The organism is Kitasatospora sp. NPDC056327 (genome assembly GCF_042261735.1).
GTDB lineage: Bacteria > Actinomycetota > Actinomycetes > Streptomycetales > Streptomycetaceae > Kitasatospora.
The window spans coordinates 1-25169 of sequence record NZ_JBHJRC010000107.1 but is presented as its reverse complement, the minus strand read 5'-3'; the positions used below and the strand labels follow the sequence as shown (position 1 = coordinate 25169).

Annotated in this window: 25 protein-coding genes and 1 pseudogene; 11 read left to right on the top strand and 15 right to left on the bottom strand. The window is 74.8% G+C overall.

Features of this window, described 5'->3' with window-relative positions; translation table 11 throughout:
- Positions 1-400 precede the first annotated feature (400 nt).
- Positions 401-2599, top strand: a complete 2199-nt coding sequence (locus ACFCX4_RS17785) for a hypothetical protein (protein WP_376143398.1) — start codon at positions 401-403, stop codon at positions 2597-2599.
- A gap of 6 nt (positions 2600-2605) precedes the next feature.
- Positions 2606-3100 carry a hypothetical protein gene (locus ACFCX4_RS17780; protein ID WP_376143396.1) on the top strand — a complete coding sequence of 165 codons (495 nt, stop codon included), beginning with the start codon at positions 2606-2608 and terminating at the stop codon, positions 3098-3100.
- A 38-nt stretch (positions 3101-3138) separates the two neighbouring features.
- On the opposite strand, the gene ACFCX4_RS17775 is transcribed toward ACFCX4_RS17780, so the two are convergent.
- A complete protein-coding gene (locus tag ACFCX4_RS17775; protein WP_376143395.1) occupies positions 3139-3663 on the bottom strand; it encodes an AAA family ATPase in 525 nt (174 codons plus the stop codon).
- 231 nt (positions 3664-3894) lie between these two features.
- On the opposite strand from ACFCX4_RS17775, the gene ACFCX4_RS17770 reads away from it, so the two are divergent.
- Entirely contained in the window at positions 3895-4359 is a 465-nt protein-coding gene (locus tag ACFCX4_RS17770; protein ID WP_376143393.1) for a hypothetical protein, read from the top strand.
- A 119-nt stretch (positions 4360-4478) separates the two neighbouring features.
- On the opposite strand, the gene ACFCX4_RS17765 is transcribed toward ACFCX4_RS17770, so the two are convergent.
- From ACFCX4_RS17765 to ACFCX4_RS17755, 3 genes are read right to left on the bottom strand one after another with little or no spacing between them, the layout of a single operon-like run.
- Positions 4479-5153, bottom strand: a complete 675-nt coding sequence (locus ACFCX4_RS17765; RefSeq protein ID WP_376143391.1) for a formylglycine-generating enzyme family protein — start codon at positions 5151-5153, stop codon at positions 4479-4481.
- A 43-nt stretch (positions 5154-5196) separates the two neighbouring features.
- Positions 5197-6075 (bottom strand): NAD(P)H-binding protein, encoded by an 879-nt coding sequence (locus tag ACFCX4_RS17760; protein ID WP_376143389.1) that lies wholly within the window; start codon positions 6073-6075, stop codon positions 5197-5199.
- Between the two features lie 16 nt (positions 6076-6091).
- Positions 6092-6784 (bottom strand): AAA family ATPase, encoded by a 693-nt coding sequence (locus ACFCX4_RS17755; RefSeq protein WP_376143388.1) that lies wholly within the window; start codon positions 6782-6784, stop codon positions 6092-6094.
- Between the two features lie 134 nt (positions 6785-6918).
- Between ACFCX4_RS17755 and ACFCX4_RS17750 the strand changes: the two genes are divergently transcribed.
- From ACFCX4_RS17750 to ACFCX4_RS17725, 6 genes are all read left to right on the top strand, one after another.
- Positions 6919-7524 carry a hypothetical protein gene (locus ACFCX4_RS17750; protein WP_376143386.1) on the top strand — a complete coding sequence of 202 codons (606 nt, stop codon included), beginning with the start codon at positions 6919-6921 and terminating at the stop codon, positions 7522-7524.
- A 465-nt stretch (positions 7525-7989) separates the two neighbouring features.
- Positions 7990-8871 (top strand): Scr1 family TA system antitoxin-like transcriptional regulator, encoded by an 882-nt coding sequence (locus ACFCX4_RS17745; protein WP_376143384.1) that lies wholly within the window; start codon positions 7990-7992, stop codon positions 8869-8871.
- Entirely contained in the window at positions 8868-9053 is a 186-nt protein-coding gene (locus tag ACFCX4_RS17740; RefSeq protein ID WP_376143382.1) for a DUF397 domain-containing protein, read from the top strand. The genes ACFCX4_RS17745 and ACFCX4_RS17740 overlap by 4 nt, the downstream gene beginning before the upstream one ends.
- Positions 9050-9229 (top strand): DUF397 domain-containing protein, encoded by a 180-nt coding sequence (locus ACFCX4_RS17735; RefSeq protein ID WP_376143380.1) that lies wholly within the window; start codon positions 9050-9052, stop codon positions 9227-9229. The genes ACFCX4_RS17740 and ACFCX4_RS17735 overlap by 4 nt, the downstream gene beginning before the upstream one ends.
- Before the next feature lie 242 nt (positions 9230-9471).
- Positions 9472-10080, top strand: a complete 609-nt coding sequence (locus ACFCX4_RS17730) for a DUF6313 family protein (protein WP_376143400.1) — start codon at positions 9472-9474, stop codon at positions 10078-10080.
- A 2-nt stretch (positions 10081-10082) separates the two neighbouring features.
- Positions 10083-10469 (top strand): hypothetical protein, encoded by a 387-nt coding sequence (locus ACFCX4_RS17725; protein WP_376143378.1) that lies wholly within the window; start codon positions 10083-10085, stop codon positions 10467-10469.
- Positions 10470-10588: 119 nt separating this feature from the next.
- On the opposite strand, the pseudogene ACFCX4_RS17720 reads toward ACFCX4_RS17725, so the two are convergent.
- From ACFCX4_RS17720 to ACFCX4_RS17700, 5 genes and pseudogenes are all read right to left on the bottom strand, one after another.
- Positions 10589-10717, bottom strand: a pseudogene (locus ACFCX4_RS17720) (IS5/IS1182 family transposase); the annotation flags it as partial.
- Positions 10718-11101: 384 nt separating this feature from the next.
- Positions 11102-12463 carry a S8 family serine peptidase gene (locus ACFCX4_RS17715; RefSeq protein ID WP_376143376.1) on the bottom strand — a complete coding sequence of 454 codons (1362 nt, stop codon included), beginning with the start codon at positions 12461-12463 and terminating at the stop codon, positions 11102-11104.
- Positions 12464-12559: 96 nt separating this feature from the next.
- Positions 12560-13318: a 3-oxoacyl-ACP reductase FabG gene (fabG, locus tag ACFCX4_RS17710; protein WP_376143374.1), complete on the bottom strand. Its 759-nt coding sequence runs from the start codon at positions 13316-13318 to the stop codon at positions 12560-12562.
- Between the two features lie 47 nt (positions 13319-13365).
- Positions 13366-14553, bottom strand: coding sequence for a thiolase family protein (locus tag ACFCX4_RS17705; protein ID WP_376143372.1), 1188 nt, complete (start codon positions 14551-14553; stop codon positions 13366-13368).
- Positions 14554-14589: 36 nt separating this feature from the next.
- On the bottom strand, positions 14590-15738 hold the full coding sequence (locus ACFCX4_RS17700) for an acyl-CoA dehydrogenase family protein (RefSeq protein ID WP_376143370.1): 1149 nt from the start codon (positions 15736-15738) through the stop codon (positions 14590-14592).
- A gap of 197 nt (positions 15739-15935) precedes the next feature.
- Here ACFCX4_RS17700 and ACFCX4_RS17695 point away from each other — a divergent pair, with 197 nt between their 5' ends.
- On the top strand, positions 15936-16709 hold the full coding sequence (locus tag ACFCX4_RS17695) for a TetR/AcrR family transcriptional regulator (RefSeq protein ID WP_376143368.1): 774 nt from the start codon (positions 15936-15938) through the stop codon (positions 16707-16709).
- Here the strand turns inward: ACFCX4_RS17695 and ACFCX4_RS17690 are convergent.
- From ACFCX4_RS17690 to ACFCX4_RS17665, 6 genes are all read right to left on the bottom strand, one after another.
- Positions 16652-17938, bottom strand: coding sequence for a nitric oxide synthase oxygenase (locus tag ACFCX4_RS17690; protein ID WP_376143366.1), 1287 nt, complete (start codon positions 17936-17938; stop codon positions 16652-16654). The two genes, ACFCX4_RS17695 and ACFCX4_RS17690, sit on opposite strands and share 58 nt — an antisense overlap.
- Before the next feature lie 146 nt (positions 17939-18084).
- Positions 18085-19059 (bottom strand): L-histidine N(alpha)-methyltransferase, encoded by a 975-nt coding sequence (gene egtD / locus ACFCX4_RS17685; RefSeq protein WP_376143364.1) that lies wholly within the window; start codon positions 19057-19059, stop codon positions 18085-18087.
- Between the two features lie 66 nt (positions 19060-19125).
- Positions 19126-19863, bottom strand: a complete 738-nt coding sequence (egtC, locus tag ACFCX4_RS17680; RefSeq protein ID WP_376143363.1) for an ergothioneine biosynthesis protein EgtC — start codon at positions 19861-19863, stop codon at positions 19126-19128.
- Positions 19863-21377 (bottom strand): ergothioneine biosynthesis protein EgtB, encoded by a 1515-nt coding sequence (egtB, locus tag ACFCX4_RS17675; protein ID WP_376143361.1) that lies wholly within the window; start codon positions 21375-21377, stop codon positions 19863-19865. Before egtB ends, egtC begins: the two co-directional genes overlap by 1 nt.
- Positions 21374-22729: an ergothioneine biosynthesis glutamate--cysteine ligase EgtA gene (egtA, locus tag ACFCX4_RS17670; protein WP_376143359.1), complete on the bottom strand. Its 1356-nt coding sequence runs from the start codon at positions 22727-22729 to the stop codon at positions 21374-21376. The genes egtB and egtA overlap by 4 nt, the downstream gene beginning before the upstream one ends.
- Before the next feature lie 210 nt (positions 22730-22939).
- Positions 22940-23425, bottom strand: coding sequence for an SRPBCC family protein (locus ACFCX4_RS17665; protein WP_376143357.1), 486 nt, complete (start codon positions 23423-23425; stop codon positions 22940-22942).
- 212 nt (positions 23426-23637) lie between these two features.
- On the opposite strand from ACFCX4_RS17665, the gene ACFCX4_RS17660 reads away from it, so the two are divergent.
- Positions 23638-25116, top strand: a complete 1479-nt coding sequence (locus tag ACFCX4_RS17660) for an alpha/beta hydrolase (protein ID WP_376143355.1) — start codon at positions 23638-23640, stop codon at positions 25114-25116.
- Positions 25117-25169: the final 53 nt, after the last annotated feature.

Sequence of the window (25169 nt, the reverse complement as noted above, 5' to 3'; positions counted from 1 at the left end):
GACCGGCCTCCCGCTCCGCCCCCCCGTTCGCCCCGCCCCCGTTCCGCTCGCCCCGCGCCCGTGCTCGCCGGCAGGAGGCGCCACCACGGGCGCGGGGAGGCGCGCCCCGGCGCGGCCGTGGGGCCGAGCGGGAAGCCGGCCGGTCCGGCTTTCCACTCCACCCGTGCCTCTTTTGTCCCTCACCCGTTCCCTTCCCGTTCTCCCGTGCACCTTCGGGCGGTTGCCCGCCCCGGTGCCGCGTCCTGGGGGAGCGTCAGCGACGCGCGCGCAACGCCGACCCGGCGTGGCTCGGGCATGGCGGGATCTCGTAGGGTGGCGCCCACGGGTGTGGTGACAGGCGCCACACGCGGCACGAGGCAGCAGACGCCGCTGAGCGGCGGGGCGGGGCGGTGACCTGGAGATGGCGGAGACGAAGGCGGTCCCCGGAGGTCCCGAACCGACGACCGACGCGGGACCCGAGGACGCCGTACCGCCCCGGCCCGCGCGCAACGCCTACGAGGAGCACCCGCCCGGTCCGGCAGCCCTGTACGACCCGCCGGTTCCGGCCCCGCTCCACGACCCGCCGGCCCCGCTGTCCGGCCCCGGCCCGGTCCCCGGACCGCCGGCCCCCTCCACCGGATGGACCGTCACCGGCATGCCCGCCGTGGGCGGCGCGGCCGACCCGCCCGCAGCGTCCGCGCCCCCGGTCGTCCCGCCCCCGCCCGGCGCCACGCCCCTGCCGTTCACCGTCCCCGGCGCCACCCCCGCGCACGGCCTGCCCGGCGCCGGCGGTGGCCTGGCCGGCGGGCCGCGCGGCCGGATCCTGGTGATCGAGGGCGGCTACGGCAGCTCCGGCCGCCGGGCCTGGGGGCGCGGCGGACCGGCGCAGGCGCCGGTGCTCTCCGCGATGCTCGCCGCCGTCTCCCCGCAGGTGCTGCTCGCGGCCGACGCCGTCGACGCCGTCCACCTCCCCGGCGCCAGCGACCCGCACACCGTGCTGGCCCACCTGCGCGCCGCCGCCCGCCACCCCGGACCGCTGCTCGTCCACCTCGGCGGCCACCTGCTCGCCGACAAGCGCGGTGGCCAGCTCCACCTCACCCTGCGGGACTCCAAGCCCGGCAGCATCCGTCAGGACGGCCTCGCCTGGCAGGCCGTCGCCGGCGAGCTGCGCCACCGCCCGGCCGAGTGGCAGACCCTGGTGATCGCCGACCTGAGCGCCGACCAGAACGCCTGGCCGCTGCTCCAGGGCGCCGGCCCCGCGCTCGGCGAGGGCCTGCCGCTGTGGGCCGTGGTCAGCCCCGACCCGGAGCAGATCGGCACGTTCACCCGGGCGCTGATCGAGGCCCTGCACGGCGGGCGCCCGGGCGCCGAGGCGGTGCTGGCCCCCGAGCAACTGCGGCAGCAGGTCTACTCGGTGCTCCGGCCGGACGTGATCGTGTTCGGCACCCACGCGCCGGACCGCCCGTTCTTCCGCAACACCGCGCGGCGCGGTGAGGGTCCGTTCGCCGACACCGCCGGGTACGACGGCCCGAGCCCGGCCGCCGTCCTGCCCCGCCCGGCCGCGCAGGAGGACGCCGGCTGGGACGACCGGCCGTGGGGTGCGCCGCTCCGGGAGGCCGTCCCGCAGGATGCCGTCCCGCAGGACGCGGTGGCCCGGGACTCGGTGCCCCGGGACGCGGTGCCGCAGGGCTTCCTCCCGCAGGACTCCGTGCCGCACCCCCGGTCCGCCGTCACCCTGGACAAGTCGGCCGCCGCCCCCGCCGTGGCCGACGCCCCGGCCGCTCCGGCGCGGGCCCCGGAGGGCCCGGTGAGCCTGCTCAAGCCCGGTGTGCCGCCCACCCCGTCGCTCCCGTCGCGCCCCGTCGACCTGCGGAAGGCGAACGCCTGGCAGCCGCCGGTCGACGAGCGGTCCGAGCCCGTCGACGAGCCGGTGCGTGCCACCCCGCCGGTCCGCTCCGACGCCGAGCCCGCCCGGGCCGCAGGGCCCGCCGAGCCGACGGCCCGCGCGGCCGAGGACGCTCCGGCGGAGGCGGAGGCGGAGGCGGAGGCGGAGGCGGACGAGGCCCTGGCCCCGGCCCCGGCCGACAGCGTTCCGGCCGACACCGCCCCGGCCGACGCCGTTCCGGCCGACGCCGCTCCGGTCGCCGGGACCCCCGTGCCGGAGGTCGCCCAGCCCCGCGCCGACTACCTTGAGGTGATCGGCCGGATCGTCCGCAGTGCCGACGCGGGCGACCACGCCGCCGCCACCGATCTGGCCTTCGCCCTCGAACTGGAGGCGATCGCCGAGCACGGCCCCGTCTCCGCGCCGGTCCTCCAGGTCCGCCAGGTCCGCGCCCACGTCTCCCGCCTCGCCGGCCGCACGGCCGAGGCGGCGGACATCTACCGCGAGGTCGCCCTCGCCCTGCTCCGCTCCCACGGGGCCGAGCACCCGGAGACCCAGCACGCGGCGACCAACGCGGAGGCCTGCTGGCGGGCGATCCCGGACCGCGCGGAGGCCCTCCGGATCGCTCCGGAGATCATCGAGCTCCGCGCCCACCTCCCCGGCCCCGGCGGCCGGAAGCTCCGCGCCGCCGAACGCCACCTCGCCTCCCTCGCGGGCCCCGCCCCCGAACCCACCTGATCCCCGATGGGCATCCTGGCGGGCCTCGCGAGTGCCTGGGCCCAGTGGCAGGAGAACCGCCGCCAGGTCAGGCGCTCACTGCGGACCGGTGAGCCCTGGCCGGTGGTGGACGCGGCGGAGTTCGCCGCCGCGGTCGAGGCGTCGGGGCTCTTCGGCTCGGTGGAGGCGGTGCCGGTTGCGCCGCTCCAGGTCGACCTCCATCTGGAGGCCCTGACGGGGCACGTGTTCCTCGTCATGCTGAGGGACGGCAGCAGCGACTGCCGGATCGTCTGCGAGGGCTACGTCTTCGACTGGGTGCCGACCTGCCTCGCGCCGGAGTTCATGCAGGCCGTCATCGCCGGCGAGGTGGAGGTGGCCTTCTCGAAGTCGGGCGGTCGCGTCCTGCTGGGCGTGCCGCTGCCCGGCGAGGGCACCTGGTGGGAATCCCGCGTCTACCAGGGCGAACTCGCCCCCTGGGAGGCCCGCGTGATGACCCGTGACCGGACGGCTCCCGAGACCTGACGGGTGCGCCGGGGGAGTGGTCCGGCGCCGGGGAGCCGTCAGTGTCCGAGGGCCTCCGCGATCCGGTGGGCGGCCTGGACCGGCGTGAGGAGCGTGGTGTCGACGACCTCGGCCTCGGCGTGCAGCCAGGTGCGGGCCGCCTCGGCGTAGGGGTCGAGGTACCGGAGGCGGAACGGCGAGTCGGGGCCGAGCACGGTGTCTCCCGCGATCCGGCCGCGGAGGGTGGCCCGGTCCGCGTGGAGGACGAAGTGCCGTACGGGAATGGCGTGTTCCGCCAGGCCCGCGCTGATCTCGCGCCAGTACTGCTCGACCAGGACGGTCATGGGCACCACCAGGGTGCCGCCGGTGTAGTCGAGCACGCGGCGGGCGGTTTCGACCACGAGCGGCCGCCACGGCGGCCAGTGCTGGAAGTTGTCCGTCCCGGGGAGCCCCGGCGTGATGTCCATGAGGGTCTCGCCGACCTTCTCGGCATCGAAGATCCGCGAGTCCGGGATCAGCGGCTGCACGAGTGCGGCCGTCGTCGTCTTGCCCGCGCCGTGGGTGCCGTTGAGCCATACGATCACAGGCCCGATGGTAGGCGGTCCTGAACGGGCCCACCCGGGCGGGTCGGGTCCGTCCGCGCGTGCGGGCAATCCACGGGGATCACCCGGGCACTCCCTGCGGGTCGCTCGGGCGGGACTCGGAGATTGTGGTCGGACGGGGTGAACGCGCAGGTGAGGATGGACGGTGAGGGCCTTCGCGCCGCCCGCCGGACCGGCGGGCGGGCGGGTCCGTTGTCCGGAGGGGTCATGGGGATGAAGAGGTTCGGGAAGGCCGTCGCGTCGTCGGCCGTGGTCGCCGCCACGCTGGTCGGGGCTGTCGCCGGGGCGGCGGGCACCGCCCAGGCCGCGCAGGTGGACACCCTGGTGAACTACGGGTGCAAGAAGTCCGCGACCACGGCCGAGCCCTGGATCGGCTGGCCCGGCGCGAAGTTCCTGTGCGGTGGCGGCTACGGCTTCAACATCCCCATGTACTACTTCGACGACGGCACCCGCCAGTCCTTCTTCGTCGGCGCCGACCACGCGATCTGGACCACCTGGATGCCCCCGGCGCCCGGTGCCCCGAGCCCCGTGATGTCGCTGGGCGGCGTGGTCACCTCGGACGCCACGATCAGCGCCCACAACGGCAACTACCTACAGCTGAAGGTGCGCGGCACCGACGGCAACAGCTGGTACAAGGAGCGCGACACCGGCGGCAACTGGAGCAACTGGCACCGCTGAGCCGCTCCGCCGGCCCCGTCGGGCGGAGGCGGGGCCGGTGGTGCCGGCTCCCGGGCCCTCCGGCGCGTCCTTCGCGGACCGCCGGAGGGCTTCACCGGCCGGCGGCGCGTTCCGGCCGGTCAGCCCGCGACGGTCCGCGCGACGCGGAAGCCCACGTCGTCGACCCGGAAGGTCGGGTGGCTGCGGCGCCGGACGGAGGCCCGGCAGCTCCAGTGCTCGTCGAACCAGCCACCGCCGCGCAGCACCCGGTAGGTGCCGTAGACCTCGGCGTCGTAGAGGTCCCAGCACCACTCCCAGACGCTGCCGAGCGTGTCGTGGAAGCCCCACGGATTGGGCCGCTTGCCGCACACCTCGCGGAGGCGCTCCTCCGAGTTGCCCCGGTACCACGCGATCTCGTCGAGGGGACCGTACCGGGGTCCCGTGGTGCCGGCCCGGCAGGCGTACTCCCATTCGGCCTCCGTCGGCAGCCGGTACCCGTCGGCGGACGTGTCCCACTCGACCTCCTCGCCGCCGTCCGCGAAGCGGTAGGCGGGGGAGTGGCCCTCGCGCAGCGACAGCGCGTTGCAGAACCGCACGGCGTCCCACCAGGACACGCCCTCGGCGGGCCGCCGGTCCCCCGGGGGCGCGCCCGGAGCCGGGCCGGCGATCCCGGCGTAGAACGCCCGGGTGACCGGGTGCGCCGCGAGCCGGTAGGGCGCGAGCCCGACCGTCCAGCTGCGCTGCGTGCGCCGGTCGGTCAGGGCGACCTGCCCGGAGGGAACGTCGATCATCCCGGGGTCCGCGTTCGTGTCCATGGTTCGGGGACCGTACCGGAACTCCCCGGCGGCGCGCCCGTGGTCACGGCCCCTCCGTGAACGCGCGGGCGTGGTCGGCGGCCCACCGGCGGAACGTTCGCGGCTCCCTCCCGAGCACGTCGGCCACCGTGGTGGTGACGTACGCGGGCGGGCCGACCGCGGCGTGCCAGGCGGCGAGCAGCATCTCCACGACCGGACCGGGCGCCGTGCCCTGCGCGAGGCTGCGGAACTCGTCCGGTGTCATCTCCTCGAAGGCGATCCGGCGGCCCAGGGCGTCGCCGATGGCCTCCACCTGCGCGGCCTGGGTGAGCGACTCGGGGCCGGTGAGGACGTAGTCCGCCCCCGCGTGCCCCTCCTGGTGGAGCGCCCGCGCCACGACGGCCGCGACGTCCCGGTCGTCGACGGGTGCCGTCCGGGCGGCGGCGTGCGGCCACCGGACGGTCCCGCCGGCCCGGATCGCCGGGGCCCACCAGGCCAGGGAGTTGGACGCGAGCATCCCGGGCCGGACGATCGTGGACTCGACCCCGGTGGCCGCGATCCGCCGCTCGATGTCGGCGTGCAGCGCCGCCACCGGGTTGGGCTGCTGGAAGAAGGGGTGCGGGGTCCGGTGCGGGGAGGAGAGGAGGACGACCCGCCGTCCGTGGGCCGCCAGCCGTTCGACGACCTCCGCAACGGTGCGGGGCGGCGCGGTCCAGACGAGGAAGACCGCACCGGCGCCCTTCAGGGCCGGTTCGAGCGACCCGGGCACGGTGAGATCGCCGGTGCGGACCTCGGCCCCGGGCGGCAGCCGCACCGCGGCCCCGGAGCGACGGGTGAGGGCCCGGACCGGTACGCCGGCGTCGAGGAGCCGGTCGACGACGATCCGGCCGATCCGGCTCGTGGCCCCGGTGACGAGCACGGGAGGGGTGTCTGCCTGATGCACACCGTCCATGGAAACGTTACTTGGTCAAAAAAGCAACCCAGTAACGAAGAATGCCCGGCCGGGCGGGCCGGAAGAACGAGAAGCGCGTGGCGGCTTCGGCGGGTGTGACCCCCTCGCGGCATCCGGGGACGTCGTGGACGGCGGTCGCCCCCTCGGAGCGGAGCCGGTCGGCGCCGCCCTCCCGGGCCATGACGGCCGCGCAGGTGCGGACCTCCGGGGCGGTGAGGTCGGTGCGGCCCCGCTCGGTGTACTGCCGGAGGAGGTCGGCGAGGCCGGGGTCGAAGCGCAGTGCGGTCACGGGGGCGCCGAAGCGCCCGGCGACGGCGATGAGCCGTGCGCGTGCCTGCGGGGTGACGTTCGTGGACTCGGCGACGGCGCCGTGTCCGGCGGCGAGCCCGGCGACGATCCGCCGGTCCCGCTGCTCGAAGACCTGGCCGTCCGCCGCTTCCGGCGCCGCCTCGCCGGGTGAGGCCCCGAACGGCTCCGTGCGGATCCCGTCGCTGGACACCACGGCCTCCGCGTCGAGCCGCCCGAGCCTGACCAGGGCCCGGACGAAGCTGGTCTTGCCCGAGGCCGGCGGACCGACCAGCACGACGAGCCCGACCGGCACCCGGACCACGGGCACGGGGCCGCCGGGGCGGAGGCTGCCGGGGCGCAGGCCGCCCGCACGGTCCGGGGCCTTCATCGGTTCCGGGGGATTCTTCGGCACGGTACCCATCCTGCCGGGTGCGGGAGCGGAAGTCCCTTCCCGTCGCAGGATCTTCAAGGGCCATGTCGGCGGTGTCTGGGATGATCCCGTCGCCGGCGCGGCCGCGCCGGGATCGCTGATCCGAGGTGGTTCGAATGGGCACGCGGTGGGAGCTGTCGGCGCTGGTGGAGGAGCGGTTGAGGTCGGCGTCGCCCGGAGAGCGCCGGGTCTTCGCCGCCGGGGTCGCGGAACGGCTCATGGGCCGGCACGAGGCACTGCCCGAGGACGAGCGTGCGCCGTTCACGCTGAGCCTGCGCCCCCTGCTGAATTCCGTCTGGGAGGGCGTGCTCGGTGAATCGACGGCCTACGCGGCGGTGAACCGCGGCGTCGCCGAGTACATGCTCGGCGAGTACTGCCACAACGACGGCCAGGACGGCCCGGACGACGCGGACGAGTCCACCGCGGCGGCGACGCTGTTCGCCGCGCACACCTACCTGTTCGGCTGCCACGACTTCGCCGTCTGGACCAGCGGCCGGGCGCTGGAGGCCGTGGACGAGCACCTTGAGTGCCTGGCCGAATCGGAGGAGGACCTCCCGGTCGACCCGGACGAGGCGGCGGCATCCGAGCTCCGGCGTCAGCTCGGGGACCTCGATCTGATCGCGGAGTTCTCGGAGGAACTGCGGTTCACCCTCATGGGACTGCCCGCCGACGCGACGCTCCGCCTCCGGAAGGAGCTGCGCACCGCCCTTGCCGGGGAGTAGCGGGAGCCCGGGATCGGCCCGGCGGTTCGGTGCCGGGCTCCCGTGGTGACGTCGGAGGGTGACCGGCGAGCCGGCCGGCCGGGGGCGGGTGGATACGGCGCGCGGTGGTGCACGCCCGGCGCGCGGTGGTGAACGTGTGGTGCGGGCCGCAGCAGCGCTTTGGTGCGCGCCTGTCGGCAGGTGGTCCCGCGCAGGCGGACGAGGTGGAGTGAAGTTCCTTCGCCCCAAGGAAGTTGATCGCTCACGCGGGCGATTCGGGGTCGCCGGACCGGCGGCCGGCGGGCGGGCGGGATGCGGGCGGGCGATCTGGTGGCATCGAAGGGGATGTCGGACTTCGTGAGGAACGGTCCTTCTTCCGGCCTACGCTGACAGCGCATTCCCCGGACACGGTGCGTGCCCGGGTGCGTGCGGAACGTGCTGCATGGGCGTCGGTCGAGTGCGACCGGAGAAACAGGGGAGGCCGGAATGGCCGAGGTTCGGGGCGGCGGGGAGAGCGGCGACGCGAGGCCGCAGTTGGACGAGGACCTGTCGGAGGTGTCGGACTTCCTGCGGGCGGTCGGGCGGCAGATCAAGATCCTGCGCGAGCAGGCGGGGATGACGCAGAGGGAGTTCGCCAAGGAGGTCGGCTACACCGAGAGCCTGATCGGCGCGGTGGAGCAGGGGAAGCGGACGCCGCAGCGGGAGTTGCTGGAGGCGTCGGAGCGGGTGTTGGACGCGCGAGGGCTGTTGATCGCCACGGCGGGTGACATCGAGCGGGCGAAGGCCAAGGCGCGGGTGCGGCACCCGGAGTGGTTCCGGAACTACGCCGGCCTGGAGATCGAGGCCGTCGAACTCCACGACTGGAGCGCGTATCTGGCGCCGGGGCTGCTCCAGACGGAGGACTACGCCCGTGCGCTGTTCCGGATGCGGCAGCCGGTACTGGCGGAGGAGACGGTCGAGATCCGGGTGGCGGCTCGGATGGCGCGACAGGAGATCCTGGCCCGATGGCCGCGCGCGGTCTACAGCTGGGTGATCGACGAGGGAGTGCTGCACCGCAGGCTCGGTGGGCCGGACGTCCACAGAGGACAGCTCGAACGGTTCCTGGAGATCGGCAGCACCCGCGGGATGACGCTCCAGATCATGCCGATGGACCGCGCCGAGAACGCGAGCGTGGAAGGTTCGTTCAAGCTGATCACGCCCAAAGGACGTCCGCAGACCGTCTATATCGAGGCCCAGACGAACGGTAGGCTCATCACGGACGCGGAGGAGGTCCGTCTCCTGAACGCGCGATACGGCACCCTCAGGGCGCAGGCGCACTCTCCGCAGGATTCCCTGTCCTTGATCGAGAAGATGCTGGGAGAGCGATGAGCGGCGATCTGGTGTGGTTCAAGAGCAGCTACAGCGGCAACGAGGGTGGCGACTGTGTCGAGGTTGCCGATGCCGCCGAGTCCGTGCTGGTGCGTGACTCCAAGGACAGGTCCGGCCCGCAGCTCGCTTTCTCTCCGGAGGCTTGGCGCGCCTTCGTCGAGTTCGCCCGGTCGGTCCGATGAGTGACCTGCTGTGGTTGAAGAGCAGTCACAGCGGCGGTGAGGGCGGCGCTTGCGTGGAGGTTGCCGATGCCGCCGAGTCCGTGTTGGTGCGTGATTCGAAGGACAGGTCCGGCCCGCAGCTCGCCTTCACCCCGGCGGCTTGGCGGTCCTTCATCGAGTTCGCGCAGGCGATCTGACAGCGACGCAACGTGGCCGCCCCCGCGGTGGCGGCCACGTTGCGTTGTGTTGTGTGGCGCCGGGGTGCACTCGCGATGACGGGAAGTCAGAATCTGGTAACAGTTGCCTGCGTCATGGAGTCCCGGCGCCAGATGACGGTCATGATCAGGTCCAGTGATATGGACCTGGAGGAGTGACAGTGGCTATCGGACCCATTCCGATCCCCACGCATCTGAAGTTGCCACCCCATGGCAGGGGATTCATGCGGAGGGTCCGGCGGGTGTGGCGTTCCCGAAAGGCTCTCAAAGGCACCAGTCAGTGGGTCATAGACTGGTGCATTCCTATGGCCGCGGCCCTTGGCGTGCTCTATGTATTTGCGATCCGAGCAGCAAGCCCCTCTGGCGTGTACCGCGCTTTTACCTTGATCGACTCACCCCAGCATGCACTGTTGTGGGCGACGTCGCTGGTCGGCTGGCTGCTCGTTCCTGCCATCATCGGCGGATTTGCGGGTCACGTTATAGCTCAGCGCATCAACAAGGTGAAGTCGATTTCCACCCAGACTCTCTTTCGTCGCCGCCGTATCGGGCAGCGGCTGAAGCCTCCGGGTTTGATCGACGACATTTTTGCCTATTTTCATGGCAGCTATGCCGAGCAGGACTTCGCCGATGCCTGGGTGCGAGTGGCACATCGCAACGATTGGGTGCGTGCACAGGACCATTGGGAGGTCTTCGTTCGAGACATGCTGTCGACTCAGCAGTATGCCCACCTTGACCGGCATGAGTGTCTACGTCAGGTGCAGAATGTGAGCCTGATCGCCCTCAGGGTCTCCGGTCGGTCAGGTCTCTGCATCGTCTGCGAGAAGAGGAGGTGACCATGCGGTCCGAGGACGCTGTTGAGATCGTGCGCGCGACGCTGGCTCTCATCTTTCCGGGCGCGAGTGCCGAGGGGCTGACCAGGGCCGCGGAGACTGTTATTCGTTGGGGTGCGGAGGAGGCGACCCGAGACCTCACGGAACCCCTCGCCATTCGCATGGTGTTCGACCTCCTTGAGGCGGCGGGGGAGAGGCCCGATCCCCGCGCGCTTCGGTCCGTGGAGGAGGATTGGATGTCGCCGGCCCGTGTGGAATCGGTGGCGCACTACCGGACTTGGTCCCGCACCGAAGGTATGAGCCGACAAGCCTTCCGGCCGCGCCCGGAGGAGGAACGTGGCGGTCCGGGCGGGCCCGATGGGCCGATCCCGCCGTTTGAGTTCCGGGGTTGAAGGGTGCGCTCCTCTAAAGGCTGTCCCGTAAACGATCTCCGAGTCGTTTCCGGCACGGCCGGTCATCGTACGGTGGTCGGCCATGCCCATTCGCCGAGGGCGCGGTTGTTCATCCTCGCGATGATGCGGCTCGCCGCCGACTTGGGGACCCCGAACAGTGGGGCGAGCCGGCACATCGTCAAGTCCGTCCGCCAGTGGCCCGCCACCAACGGTGCGCGGCTCTCCGGCGGAGTGCTCCACGGTCGGCCGCCGGCCGCCGGGCGACACCACTGCTCACGACAGGACCTGAACCAGCGCGGAGTTGGGGGGTGGTGACGAGGCAGGATACCTCCAGTCCCGAGCCGGCTGCCGGGGCCTGTGCGACCCACCCCCCATAGCCGCGAGTCCCCTACGATCTCCGTCCGGCCCATCAGGCTGCACCGTATCCCCGGCCACTGACAACACGGCCGGTCCGCAGCGCAGCGGAGCGGGTTGGGTCACCTCTGCGGCAGCCCGCCGACGTGTTTCAGCGGCGCACCCGCCGGGATTCCGTTCCTCGGAGTCCCGTGGCGCTTCGAAATCACGCACCGAGTGCGGGATTCCCCGGTTCGACCGAGGGCTGGGGCCGGGGGCGGCCGCTCTCCGTCGGGGCCCTACCGGCCGGCGAGGGCGTGGACGAGGCGGTGGGCGTCGATGGTGCCGAGGCCGCTGGCGAGGTCGTAGCCCTTGGTGGCCCGGTAGCCGGTGACCTTGTCCCAGGAGTTGTCGCCGGTGGTCACGTCGACCAGGCCGCTCCGCTCCGGCGGGAGCATGCTCAGGCCGTAGAGGCGCCAGTTGAGCTGCCCCAGGCGACGGCCGGCGAGCTGGTCGGCGAGGGCGACGACGCCGGCGAGGACCGGTGCCGCCTCGCTCGTGCCGCCGGTGAGGTGCCAGCCGGCCCGGGCGGGGTCGTAGGACTCGTACGTCCAGGCGCCGCCGTCGACGGCCGCGCTCATGCTGATGTCCGGGGTGCCCCGGCGGTCGCCGGTGACCGGGGCGACGCCCGCCTGGTACCAGGGCCGGGCGAAGACGCCGGAGACCCCGCCGCCGCCCGCGCCGTAGGCGTCGTGCCAGACCTCGTCGGGGGCGGTGCGCCGCCCGGCGTCGTCGAGGGTGAGCCGGGTGCCGCCGACCGAGGTGACCAGCGGGTCGGAGGACGGCCACGAGTTGACCCGGTAGGGGTAGAGGTCGGTGCCGTTCTGCTGGTAGTCGGTCGCACCGGCGTCGCCGGAGGAGGCGAGCACGGTGACGTCGTGGGCGGCGGCCTCCCGGAAGGCGTGGCGAAGGTCGGTCAGTGAGCGGAAGTCGCCCTGCTCGAAGCCGGGGAAGGTGTTCTCGGTGGCGCCGAAGCTCTGGGAGATGACGTCCGCCCGCCCGGCGCGGATGAGCGCCAGCTCGGCGTCCATCATCTCGGGCAGGCCGGTGGTGCCCTCGGTCTCGGCGACGCCGGTCTCGACCAGGACGATGTGCGCGTCCGGCGCGACGGCGTGGGCGTACTCGACGTCGAGGGTGGCCTCGCCCGCCCAGCCGGTGTGCTCGGGGTTCGTGGGGTCGAAGGGCGGGACGTCGCCCCACCTGATCACCTCGACCTGGGTGTCGGGCAGGCCCCACTGCCGGTCGAACACCTCCAGGTCGTGCTGGATGGTCGGCGAGCCGAAGGAGTCGACGACGACGATGGTGCGGCCCCGGCCGGTGACGCCCTCCTGGTAGAGGGGGTTCAGGTGGTAGGCCTCGCGGAGCTGGAGCGGGGAGTAGCAGCGCAGGCCGAGCTCGGCCAGGCACTGCGAGGTGGCGAGCGGCGCGGTGCGCCCGACGGCGCTGACGCGGCCCGACGAGGCGGGGCGGACGTGGACACCGGTGGCGGAGCCCGCGCCCGAAGCGGCGGCGGGGGCGGCGGAGACGGTGCCGGCCGCGAGCGCGGTGGCCCCGACGGCGAGCAGGGCCAGGGCGCGGCGAAGGGGGTGCGGGCGTGCCATCGGGCTCCTCGGGGCGCTGGGGCGGAAGACGTCCCCGGCGACGGTAACCCATCGCCGGGGACGTTTTTCTGACCCCGCGTCAGAAGATTTCCCGTGTCAGCGCGCCCCGCCGTTGACGTACAGCGTCTGCCCGCTGACGTAGGAGGCGTCCTCGCTCGCCAGGAAGACGACCACCGAGGCGACCTCCTCCGGCTGCCCGACCCGCCGCAGCGGCGTGCGCGCGGACACCTCGGCCTGGTGCTCCTCGGCCGTGGCGCCGACCCGGGCGGCCGTCGCGGCCGTCATGGCGGTGGCGATGTAGCCGGGGGCCACCGCGTTCACGTTGATGTTGAACGGGCCGAGCTCGATGGCGAGCGTCGCCGTCAGGCCCTGGATCCCGGCCTTGGCGGCGGCGTAGTTGGCCTGGCCCCGGTTGCCGAGCGCCGAGCGCGAGCTGAGCGAGACGATCTTGCCCCACTTCTGCGCGACCATGTACTTCTGCGCCACGTGGCTGCAGTTGTAGGCGCTGGTCAGGTTGACCGTCAGCACCGCGTCCCAGTCCGCCCTGGCCATCCTGAAGAACAGGTTGTCCCGGGTGATCCCGGCGTTGTTGACCAGGATGTGCAGACCGCCCAGCTCCTCGGCGATCCGCGCGAACACCGCCTCCACGGCGTCGTAGTCGGCCACGTCGCAGCCGTACGCCCGGGCGGTGCCGCCCTCGGCGGTGATCTCCTCGGCCGTTGCGGCGGCCCGCTCGGCCGAGAGGTCGACGACGGCCACCGCCGCGCCCTCCTCGGCCAGCCGGCGCGCGGTGGCCGCGCCGATGCCCTGTGCACCGCCGGTGACGACGGCGACCTTGCCCGCGAATCGGGTCACTGCTGCTCCTTCGGGAGTCGGTGGGTCGATGAGGACGGACGGGCCCGTCAGACGGATTCCACCAGCACCGCCGTGCCCTGGCCGACGCCGACGCACATGGTGGCGAGGCCCCGGCGCCCGCCGGTGCGGCGCATCCGGTGCAGCAGGGTGGTCAGGATCCGGGCGCCGGAGCCGCCGAGCGGGTGGCCGAGCGCGATCGCGCCGCCGGCCGGGTTGACCAGCTCGGGATCGATCCCCAGCAGGTCCGCGGAGGCGAGTGCCTGGGCGGCGAAGGCCTCGTTCAGCTCGGCCTCCTCGATCTCCCCGAGCGACCAGCCGGTCCGGGCGAGCACCTTGCGGGTGGCCGGCACCGGCCCGATGCCCATGACGTCCGGGTGGACGCCCGCGGAGGCGCCGGCCACGTACCGGCCGAGCGGCTCCAGGCCGAACTCGCGCAGCGCCTCCCCGCTGACCAGGACGAGGCCGGCCGCGCCGTCGTTCATCGGTGAGGCGTTGCCCGCCGTGACCGTGCCGCCGGGGCGGAAGGCGGGCTTGAGCCGGGCCAGCTTCTCCGCGCTGGTGTCCTCGCGGATGGACTCGTCCACGGTGACGGTGATGCCGTCGGCCCGCTCGACCGGGACGAGTTCGGCGTCGAAGTGGCCGTCCTTGCGGGCGGCGGCGGCCAGTCGGTGGCTGCGCAGCGCGAAGGCGTCCTGCCGCTCCCGGGTGATGCCGTGGCGGACGGCCACCTCCTCGGCGGTCTCGCCCATGGAGAGCACGCCGTGGAGCTCGGCCATCCGGGGGTTGGTGAGCCGCCAGCCGAGCCGGGTGTCGTACGTCTCGATCCGGTGCGGCAGGGCCTCGTCGGGGCGGGGGAGGACGAAGGGGGCACGGGTCATCGACTCGCAGCCCCCGGCCAGCACGACGTCCGCCTCGCCGGAGCCGATCGCCCGCGCCGCCGTGGTGACCGCCTCCAGACCGGAGGCGCAGAGCCGGTTGACGGTGGCGCCGGGGACGCTGTCGGGCAGTCCGGCGAGCAGGACGGCCATCCGGGCGGCGTTGCGGTTGTCCTCGCCGGCCTGGTTGGCGGCGCCCCAGTAGACGTCGTCGATCCGGGCCGGGTCGAGGGTGGGCAGGTCGGCGAGCAGGGCGCGCAGCACGGTGGCCGAGAGGTCGTCCGGGCGGACCGTGGCGAGCGCTCCGCGCAGCCGGCCGATGGGTGTGCGGCGGGCTGCGGCGAAGTAGACAGGACGCACGACGTCGGGCTCCTTGTCGAGAGGGGGGACGGTGGGTCAGAAGGCGTTGACGCCGGTGAGCGCGCGCCCGATGAGCAGCTGGTGGATCTGGCTGGTGCCCTCGTAGAGGGTCATCACCCGCGCGTCGCGCAGGTACTTGCCGACGGGGTACTCGTCGATGAAGCCGTAGCCGCCGAAGACCTGGAGCGCGTTGTTGGCGGCCCGCACGGCGGCCTCGCTCGCGAAGAGCTTGGCGACGGAGGACTCGGTGGCGAACGGCAGGCCGCGGTCGATGTGGTCGGCGACCTTCCAGGTGAGCAGCCGGGCCGCCTCGACGTCCACGGCGATCCCGGCGAGCAGCTGCTGGACCAGCTGGTGGGAGGCGATCGGCACGCCGAACTGCTCGCGCTCGCCGGCGTGGCGGACGGCGGCCTCCAGACAGGCGCGGGCGATGCCGACGCAGCCGGCCGCGACCGACATCCGGCCCTTGGCGAGGGCGGCCATGGCGACGGTGAAGCCCTTGCCGGCCTCGCCGAGCCGGGCGTCGTCGGGCACCCGGACGGCGTCGAGGACGAGTTCGGCGGTGGCCTGGCCGCGCAGGCCGAGCTTGCCGTGGATCTCGCGGCGGGTGACGCCGGGCAGGCCGGTGGGGACGAGGAAGGCGGTGATGCCCCGGTGGCCGGGCCCGCCGGTGCGGGCGAGGACGAGGGCGACGTCGGCCCAGGTGCCGTTGGTGATGAAGGTCTTGGTGCCGCTGATCAGCCAGGAGTCGCCGTCGCGCACGGCCCGGGTGGTGAGGTTGGCGGCGTCGGAGCCGGTGCCGGGTTCGGTGAGGGCGAAGCAGCCGAGTGCCTCGCCCGAGGTGAGCCGGGGCAGCCAGTGCCGCTTCTGCGCCTCGGTGCCGTAGGCGTTGACGGACTTGGCGACCAGGCCGAGCGAGACCGAGACGATGCCGCGCACGGCGGAGTCGCCCCGGCCCAGCTCCTCCAGGACGAGGCAGTACGCGAGGTGGTCGCCGCCGCTGCCGCCGTACTCCTCGGGGAGGGTCAGGCCGAGGAACCCGAGCGTGCCGAGCCGGCCGACGATCGCGCGGTCGACCGACTCCGCGCGGTCCCACGCGGCGGCGTGCGGGACGATCTCGCGGTCGGTGAAGGAGGCCGCGAGCGCGCGGACGGCGGCCTGTTCCTCGGAGAGTTCCAGATCCATGGGCGATCCGTCCGATTAAACTAGCGCTGCAAGTTTTACGGGGGGACTGTAGCCCCGGCCGGGCCCCGCTGGGAAGGGGGACCTGTCAGAATCGGCCCCGGCCCGCACCGGGCCCACCCGCCCGGCCGTACCCGTACCACCCGTCGGCACCACCGGCCGGCGCCACCCGTGTCCGCACCCCCGGAGGAACCGCGCCGATGCCCCGCCCGCGCACCCCCCTGCTCAGCCGCGAGCGCATCGTCGGCGCCGCGCTGCGACTGGTCGACGAGGAGGGCCTGGCCGCGCTCTCCACCCGCCGGCTGGCCCGTGAGCTGTCGGTGAGCGGGCCGTCCCTGTACAACCACTTCGCCACCAAGGACGAGCTGCTGGACGCGGTGGTCGACGGGGTGATGGGCGAGGTCGACCTGTCGATGTTCGCGGCCGGTGCGCCCTGGCCCGGGGCGCTGCGCGACTGGGCCCGCTCCTACCGGGCGGCGCTCGCCGCCCACCCCCGCATCGTCCCGGTGCTGGCCCAGGGCCCGGGGCGCCGGCCGAACGCGCTGCGGCTGGCCGACGCCGTCTTCGGCTGCCTGGTCGAGGCGGGCTGGCCGCGCGGGCAGGCGACCAGGATCGGCGCGCTGATGCGGTACTTCGTCACCGGCTCGGCGCTGGCCTCGTTCGCGGCGGGCTTCCCGGAGGACGCCGGGGTGTACGACGCGGCCGACTACCCGAACCTCGGTGAGGCGCACCGGCTGGCCGAGCACCGGGCGGCCGTCGACGAGGGCGCCTTCGAGACGGGGCTGGAGGCGCTCCTGGAGGGGCTGGTGCTGCGCTTCGAGCGGCTGGAGCAGCGGCCGCAGCGGGGAGCCGGGCCGGCGCCGGAGCCGGAGCCGGAGCCGGGCCCGCGGCCGGAGCCGGCTCCGGGGCCGCCGGGTCACCAGGGTTCACGGGCCACGAACGCCGGGCGCAGCGCGGGGTCCACCGGGTCGTAGTACCGGTGGTAGACGGGCGTCAGCCCGCCGGAGACCGGGGGCACGATCCAGCTCCAGTCGGCGGGCGTCGGCCGTCCGAGCCGCCGTTCCTGCGCGATGTGCCGGAGGAACCGGCGGGACTCGGTGTGGTGGTCCGCCATGGTCACCCCGGCCTGCTCGAAGGAGTGCAGCACCGCGACGTTCAGCTCCACCAGCGCGCGGTCCCGCCAGAGCGTGCGGTCGCTGGAGGTGTCCAGGCCGAGCCGGCCGGCGACGGTGGCCAGCATGTCGTAGCGGTCGGCGTCGGCCAGGTTGCGGGCACCGATCTCGGTCCCCATGTACCAGCCGTTGAACGGCGCGGTGGGGTAGCGCACGCCGCCGATCTCCAGCGTCATGTCGCTGATCGCCGGCACCGCGTACCAGCGCAGCCCCAGCTCGGCGAACCACGGGTGGCCGGGGTGGGAGAGCCGGACCTCCAGGGTGGTGTCCTGCGGCAGCTCGTACCACTCGGGGCGCTCACCGGCCCGTTCCTGGACGAGCAGCGGCAGCACCTCGAACGGTTCCCCGCCGCCCTTCCAGCCGAGGTCCCGGGCCCGGGCGGTGAGCTGCGCCCCGGCCGGGTCACCGGTCCACCGGCCGTCCGGGCCGGGCCGGCCGGCGTAGCGGACGAGCTGCTGGTTGAGGACGCGGGCGGCCGGACGGCCGGGCCGGTCGGGGGCGAACACCGAGACGACCGGGCGGATCCGTCCGCCGTTGGTGGCGGTGCGCAGGTGGGCGAAGCACTCGCCGGCGATGTCGTCGGCGCAGGAGAGGTGGCGCAGGTCACGCACCACCAGGCTGCGCCAGTACAGCCGGCCGATGCAGCGGGCGGCGTTGCGCCAGGCGAGCCGGGCGCCGTGGGCGAGCTCGGCGGGGGTGTGCTCGTAGGTGCCGGTGCGGTCGATCTCGTCGAGGACGGCGCGTATCCGTTCCTCCGGGGCGCCGGCGGCGGGCTGTTCGGCGTGGAACTGCCGGACGAAGGCGGCGGCCTCCCGGGGGTCGGTGAAGTGTGCGCCGTCGTCGGTGCCGGGCCCCGGGCCGGGGCCGGCCTCCGGCGCGGACGGTTCCGGGTCCTCCTCCGGCACCAGATGGCCGTGGACGTGGGCGTGCGAGTAGGGGCAGCCGCCGCCGGACGCGGTGGCGGCGGATCGGCGCGGGCCGCGCTCGGGGCGGCTGCTGCGGGTGCGAAGCCGGTCGAAGATCAAGGACATCCCTCCTGCCGGAAAGGGATACCGGAGCCGGCCGGACCACCGCAGGGAGTGGCGGATTCGGCCCCCGCGCGCGGCGCCGGGGCGCTAGGGTGCGGGGGCCGAGCGGCCCGCAGCCGGGGGCCGCGGGCCGCGGGCCGCGGGCCGTCCTACTCGGCGGGCCGGGCCAGCGAGAGCCCGAACCGCCCCTGCTCGTCCGTCCACCAGGCGGCCAACTGCATCCCGGCCGCCGCCAGCTCCTCGGCGACCCGCTCCCGGCGGAACTTCGCCGACACCTCGGTGCGCAGCTCCTCGCCCTCCTCGAAGTGCACCGGCAGGTCCAGCGCGGGGATCTTCACGGTCTGGTCGGTCAGCGAGCGCAGCCGCATCTCGATCCACTCCCGCTCGGCGTCCCAGTGCGCCACGTGCGCGAACGCGTCCGGGTCGAAGTCGGCCGACAGCTCCCGGTTGAGCACGTTCAGCACGTTGCGGTTGAACTCGGCGGTCACCCCGGCCGCGTCGTCGTACGCGGCGACCAGCACCGCCGGGTCCTTCACCAGGTCGGTGCCGAGCAGCAGGAAGTCGCCCGGGTCGAGCGCGGCGCGCAGTCCGCGCAGGAAGCCGGCCCGCTCGGCGGGCAGCAGGTTGCCGAGGGTGCCGCCGAGGAAGGCGACCAGGCGCGGACCGCCCGCCGGGGGCAGGCCGAGCCGGGCGGTGAAGTCCGCCAGCACCCCGTGCACCGCGAGCCCCGGGTACTCGCCGGCGAGCGCCTCGCCGGCCGCGGTCAGCGCGCTCTCGCTGACGTCCACCGGCACGTACGTCTCCAGGGTGCCCAGGTCGCGCAGCGCGTCCAGGAGCAGCCTGGTCTTCTCGGAGGAGCCCGAGCCGAGCTCGACCAGGGTGCGGGCCCGGGTGGCGGCGGCGATCTCGCCGGCCCGGGCGGTGAGGATCGCCCGCTCGGCCCGGGTCGGGTAGTACTCCGGCAGCCGGGTGATCTCCTCGAACAGCTCGCTGCCCCGCGCGTCGTAGAACCACTTGGGCGGCAGCGACTTCGGTTCGGCGGTCAGGCCGGTCTGGACGTCCTGCCGCAGGGCCGTGCTGAAGTGGTCGGCGGGCAGCAGCCGGGTGAGATCAAAAGTGCTCATGACAGATGGATCCTCTGTTCAGGAAGTGAAGAGACGAGAAGCCCGGGCGGCCTCGGGAGGCCGCGCTCAGAGCGGTTTGACGGTCACCCCGTCGGGACCGGCCAGCAGCAGCGACCGGTCCGGCACGGCCGTCCAGCCGGGGTGGTCGTCGGAGGGCTCGGAGGCGACCAGCACGCCCCGCCCGGGCACCGTGCGGTGGTGCAGGGTGTCGCCCCAGGTGGTCGCGGCGATCTCCCGGCCGTCGGTCAGCAGCAGGTTGATCCGCCCGGTGGTGTGCGCGGAGGCCTCGGCGACGGTGTCGGCCAGCGCCTCGCCCAGCCCGGCGCCCGCGCGCAGGCGGTGCAGCGCCAGCGCCCACAGCAGCGCCGAGTCGGTGCGCGCCACCAGCCCGAGCAGCTCCTGCGGCGGCAGCTGTGCGGCGAGCGCGCCGGTCCGCTCCGGCCAGCCGGCCAGAGCCCCGTTGTGGCTGAACAGCCAGCGCCCGGCGGCGAACGGCGCCGCCGCCTCCTCGCCCGCCGCGCAGCCCTCGGTGGCCGAGCGGACGGCCGCCAGCAGCGCCCGGGTGCGCAGGACCCGGGCGAGGTCGGCGAACGAGGCGTCCGCCCAGACCGGCCCGGCCCGGCGGTAGCGGGCCGGCACCTCGTCGCCGTCCGCGTACCAGCCGAGGCCGAAGCCGTCCGCGTTGACCGTGCCGTACTGCTGCAGGCGGGGCGCCCAGGACTGCCGGTAGAGGCCGGACGGCGGCTCCACCAGCAGGGCCCGGGGCGCCACCGGCTCGCCCAGGTAGGCGAGGTGCCGGCACATCAGCCGGCCTCCGTGGCGGCGGAGCCCCCGCGCCCGGCGCCGCGCCCCGGTGCGCCCGCGGGTCCGCCTCCGGACCCGTCGCCGGCGTCGGCGGCGGTGCGGAACCCGGAGAAGATCTGCCGGCGCACCGGGTAGTCCCAGTTGCGGAAGGTGCCCCGGCAGGCGACCGGCGCCACCGCGAAGCAGCCGCCGCGCAGCACCTTGTACTCGGGCCCGAAGAAGACCTCCGAGTACTCCCGGTACGGCCACGCCCGGAAGCCCGGGTAGGGGTGCAGGTCGCTGGCCGTCCACTCCCACACGTCACCCATCAACTGCCGCACCCCGTAAGGGGACTGGCCGTCCGGGTAGCTGCCGGCCGGGGCCGGGCGCAGGTGCCGCTGGCCCAGGTTGGCGTGCTCGGGGCCCGGCGCGCCGTCGCCCCACGGGTAGCGGCGCGAGCGGCCGGTCGCCGGGTCGTGCCGGGCCGCCTTCTCCCACTCGGCCTCGGTCGGCAGCCGGCGGCCGGCCCACCGGGCGTAGGCGTCCGCCTCGTACCAGCTGACGTGCAGCACCGGCTCGTCGAGCGGCACGGGCTCCAGGACACCGAACCGACGGCGCAGCCACTGGCCGTCCTCGTGCCGCCAGAACAGCGGCGCGGTCAGTCCGGCGGTGCGGCGGTGCGCCCACCCCTCGGGCGTCCACCAGTGCGGTTCGTCGTAGCCGCCGTCCGCCATGAAACGCAGGTAGGCGCCGTTGGTGACCGGGGTGGTGTCCAGCCGGTAGGCGGGCAACTCGACCCGGTGGGCCGGGCGTTCGTTGTCCAGCGCCCAGGGCTCGGTGTCGGTGCCCATGGTGAACGGGCCGGCCGGGACCAGTACCTCGGCGGGCAGCGCGGCGGCGTCCGCCGGGGCGGGCGGCGGCGGGGGAGCGGCCAGTGCGGGCTCGCCCCTGCGGAGCTGATGGGTGATCAGCATCGTCTCGTCGTGCTGCTGTTCGTGCTGGGCGATCATGCCGAAGGCGAATCCGGCGTCCAGCAGTGGCGCCCCCTCCAGCGGGCTGGCGGCGAGCAGGTCGAGCACCCGGCCGCGGACCTCGCCCGCGTAGGCGCGGGCCTCGGCGGGGGGCAGCAGGGGGAGGGCGGGCCGCTCGGCGCGGGGGTGCTCGAACGCGTCGTAGAGCGGGTCGATCTCCGGGTGCATCGGGTCCCGGCCGCCGATGTTGCGCAGCAGCCAGAGCTCCTCCTGGTTGCCGATGTGCGCGAGGTCCCAGACCAGCGGCGACATCAGCGGGGAGTGCTGGGCGGTGAGGTCGCGCTCCTCGACGCAGTCGGTGAGCGCGGCGGTGCGGGCGCGGGCGGCCAGCAGCTCGGCGGCGATCGCCTCGCGCAGGGCTTCCGGGGCGAGGGACTCCGGCGGCGGCGTGCCCCCGGAGGCGGCGGCGGTGCCGCGGGCGGTGGCGGTGCCGCGGGCGGTGGCGGTGTCGCGGGCGGTGGCGGTGTCGCGGGCGGTCCCGGCGTCACGGGCGTCGGCGGTCATGGTGCGGCCTCCTCCGGGAGAGTGCGTCGGGTGCCGGAGCGCAGGGCGTCCAGCTGGTCGTCGGCCGGGCAGCGGCCGCGCGCCGGGTAGCGCTCGGCGAAGGCGGCGAGGGCGGCACGCAGCGGCTCCGCCCCGGGCAGCCGGCCCAGTGCGGCGTCGGCCGCGGCGAAGCAGGCCAGCGTGGCGCGGCGCAGCTCGGGGTCGGACGTGGCCAGGGTGGCGGCCCGGCGCCAGACGTCGCTGCGCGGCGCCCGCGGGCCGTCGGCGGCCGCCTCCAGCGGCTCCAGGGCGGCGAGCGCGGCGTCCCCGGCGAGCGGGTCGTCCAGCAGTGCGGTGGCCAGGGCGGTCGGCACGACCCAGCCGTCGCCGGGCTGGGCGTCGATCATCCGCAGCTCCAGGTGGCCCTGCGGGCGGACCGGCGGGAACAGCGTGGTGCGGTGGTAGTCGAGGTCGGCCAGGGTGGGGGGCTGCTCGCCGCCGCCGCGCAGCCAGGCGCGGAAGGTGAGTCCGGCCGGCGCCGTCCACGGCCGGCCGTCGTCGCGGCGCACGCAGAGCAGTTCGGCGTCCAGCACGTACCGGGCCCACGCCTCGCGGGGGTCGCCGTGGTCGGGTCCGGGGGCGAGGGTGCGGGTGGGGTCCATCCGGGACCAGACGGTCTGCCGGGTGGACCGGTGCCCGGTGGGGCGGCCGTCCAGCAGCGGCGAGTTGGCGAACGCGGCGACCAGCACCGGGCCGAGCCGGTGGGCGAGGCGCCAGCGGCGCGCGATCGCCTGCGGGCCGCCCTCGGCCCCGGCGTCCAGGCAGACCTGGAGGGAGGCGGTGCCGGTCATCATGATCCGGCCCCAGGGGCCGGCCGAGTCGAAGAACCGCTCCATCGCGCGGTAGCGCGGGTGGTCCAGCACCATGGGGCGGGGGCGGGCCAGCGGGTCGGTTCCGGTCCCGGTGAGGCGCAGGCCCCGGGCGGCGAAGGCGGCCCGCAGGGCGGCGAGGTCGCGCCGGGTGTCGGCGACGCAGGTGGTGAGGCCTTCGGCGGGCGAGGAGCTGAGCTCGACCTGTCCGCCGGGTTCGAGGGTGAGGCGGGCGCCGGAGGGGAGCGAGGTCCCGTCGGGGCCGCCGAGCGGTAGTGCGTCCAGTGCGGCGTGCAGCTGTTCGGGGGGAACCGGTCGGGTGGGACATCGGTCGTCGTGGACGAACGACTCGACCTCGACGCCGACGAGTCGGGGAGGTCCGATCTTGAAGCAGACGCCCGCCACGTGGCTGCGCGCGGCCGACTCGGTGAGCGGGGTCACCGCGTCGTCGGGCGGCGCTGCGCTCTGCCGGTCGGGTGGACTGGTCGGTCGAACGGGTATCACCGGACTCTCACCATCCTCGGGACAGGGTTACGGCCCGGTCTACCTTGCCCAGTCTGCTACGGACCATGCGAAGGCGCCGCGCAAACATCGGGTCAAGGCGGACCACCGCTGGTCAGGGCCGTGCGAACGGGTGAGATCGGCTTCCGGGCGGCGATATCCGGCCGCCGGGCAGTGGGATCCGGCCGCCCTCCCGGCCCCGGCGGGTCGGGTTCACACGGTTCGGGTGCCGAACCGTTCCTCCCCCGGTTCCGCCCCGTTCAGGTACGCCGCCAGACCACGCCGGCCGCGCCGCATCATCACCGCGTGGTTGGCCCGGAAGAGCGGCCGGGCGGGCAGCGCCAGGCGGCGCAGCAGAGCCCTGGCCGGGCGGGTGTCCTCCTCGAACAGCACCCGGCTGCCGCCCGCGCCGTCCCCGTCGACCGTCCAGCGGGACCAGCCGGTGAGGTCCCCGTGCATGGCCGCCTCCAGCACCCCGGCGGCGGCGTCCTTCCGGACGGCGGTGAGCCCGATGACCAGCCGGTAGGGGAGCAGCGCGCGGACCAGCACCTCGCCGCTGTCCGGCCCGGTCTCCCGGACGGCGCGGACCTCCGGCCACCAGCGCGGGTAGCCGGCGACGTCGGCGAGCGCCCGGAACACCGCGCCGGGCGGCGCGGCGAGGTGCCACACGCCGCGGAACCGGTAGTGATTGGGGTCCACGGGCCGCACCCTAGGGCTTGTCCGACGATTCGCGTCGCATCGGCGCGCGGCGTTGGGCGCCCGGCCCCGCCGGACGCCCCCGCGCGACCTCCCGCCGGTGGTCAACGGCCCTGTGGTACAAGGGGACTGATGATGCGCCGGGGCTGCCTCATCGGGCACCGCCGGGGTGCGGGGCGCAACCCCGGGGCGCCCCCGGCGGGTTGTTCGGGGGCATGAGAAGACATCGGTACCACCCCCTTCCGGCCCGGTCCCGGCGCCTCCTGGCCGTCCTCCTGGCCCTCGCCGCCTGCGTCGCGGTCCTGGCCCTCCCCGGTGCGGCCGCGGCGGAGGAACCCGGCGCCGCGGCGGCGGCGCGGATCGACTGGGGTCCCTGCCCCGCCCGTGAGCCCTTCCCGGAGCCGACCCCGGGCGTGCGCTGCGGAATCCTCCGGGTGCCGGTGGACTGGGCGCGGCCGAACGGTCCCAGCACCGGGGTGTTCGTCGCCCACCGCCCCGCCACCGACCCCGCCCGGCGGATCGGCGTCCTCCTGTCGAACCCGGGCGGACCGGGGAACCCCGGCAGCGACGACGCGATCTACGGCGACCACCCGTGGCTCGGCAAGTTCGCCCCCGAGCTGCGGCAGCGCTTCGACATCGTCGGGTTCGACCCGCGCGGCCTGGCGCGCAGCGGAACGGCCTCCTGCGCCGGGGCACCCGACGAGGAGGCGTTCCGGCCCCGGGACGCCGCGGACTTCGAGCGGCTGCGGGCCCGCAACGCCGGGCTCGCCGCCGAGTGCCTGCGCCGGTCGGGGCCGCTGGCCGCCCACATGGACACCACGAGCGTGGCCCGGGACATGGACGCGATCCGCGCGGCCCTCGGCGAGCACCGGATCAGCTACCTCGGCCAGTCCTACGGCACCCTGCTCGGCGAGCGCTACGCCAGGCTGTTCCCGGGGCGGCTGCGGGCGATGGTCATGGACGGCGCGCTGGACCCGGACCGTCCCGACGCGGAGCGCGTCATCACCGCCAGCAGCCTCACGCTGGAGAGCAGCCTCGGCCGGCTCGCCGACTGGTGCGCGACGGCTCCGGCCTGCGCGCTCCACGGCCGTGACCTGACGGCCGTCGTGGACGGGCTGTTCGCCCGCGCCGACGCCGGAACCCTGCGCGAGCCGGGGCCGGACGGGCCGACGAGCGCGCCGGTCGACGCCGACCGGCTCTCCGGCCTGCTCGCCGTCCTGCTGAAGTGGTGGGGCCCGGAGCAGGCCGCGGAGCAGCTGGCCGCGGTGGAGACGGGGCGGGGGACGGCCGTGTGGCTGCCCTCCTTCTCCGGCCGCCCGGACCAGCTGGTGATGTGCCGGGACTTCGACCTCCGGATCCGCGACTTCGCCGAGTACCGGGCCCTGCGGGAACGGGTGGCGAGGGCCGCCCCGCACGTCCGGGTCAGCGTCTACCAGCTGGACAAGGTGCTCGGCTGCCAGGGCTGGACCGTGCCGCCCGAGCCCCGGCCCGCCCAGGCGCCCGGGCCGCTGCCGCCCGTCCTGGTGGTCAGCGCCACCCATGACGTGGCGACGCCCCTGCCGGGCGCGCGCCGGATGGCGGCGGCCTTCCCGCGCGGACGGCTGCACACCGTGGACCTGATGGGCCACACGGTCTACGGGCAGGACGGGGTGCGGCCGCTGGTCGACTCCTTCCTGGTCGCGCCCCGGGGCTGAGCCGTCCTCCCCGACCCGGACGGGCGCCGGGCCGCACCCCCGCGGTGCGGCCC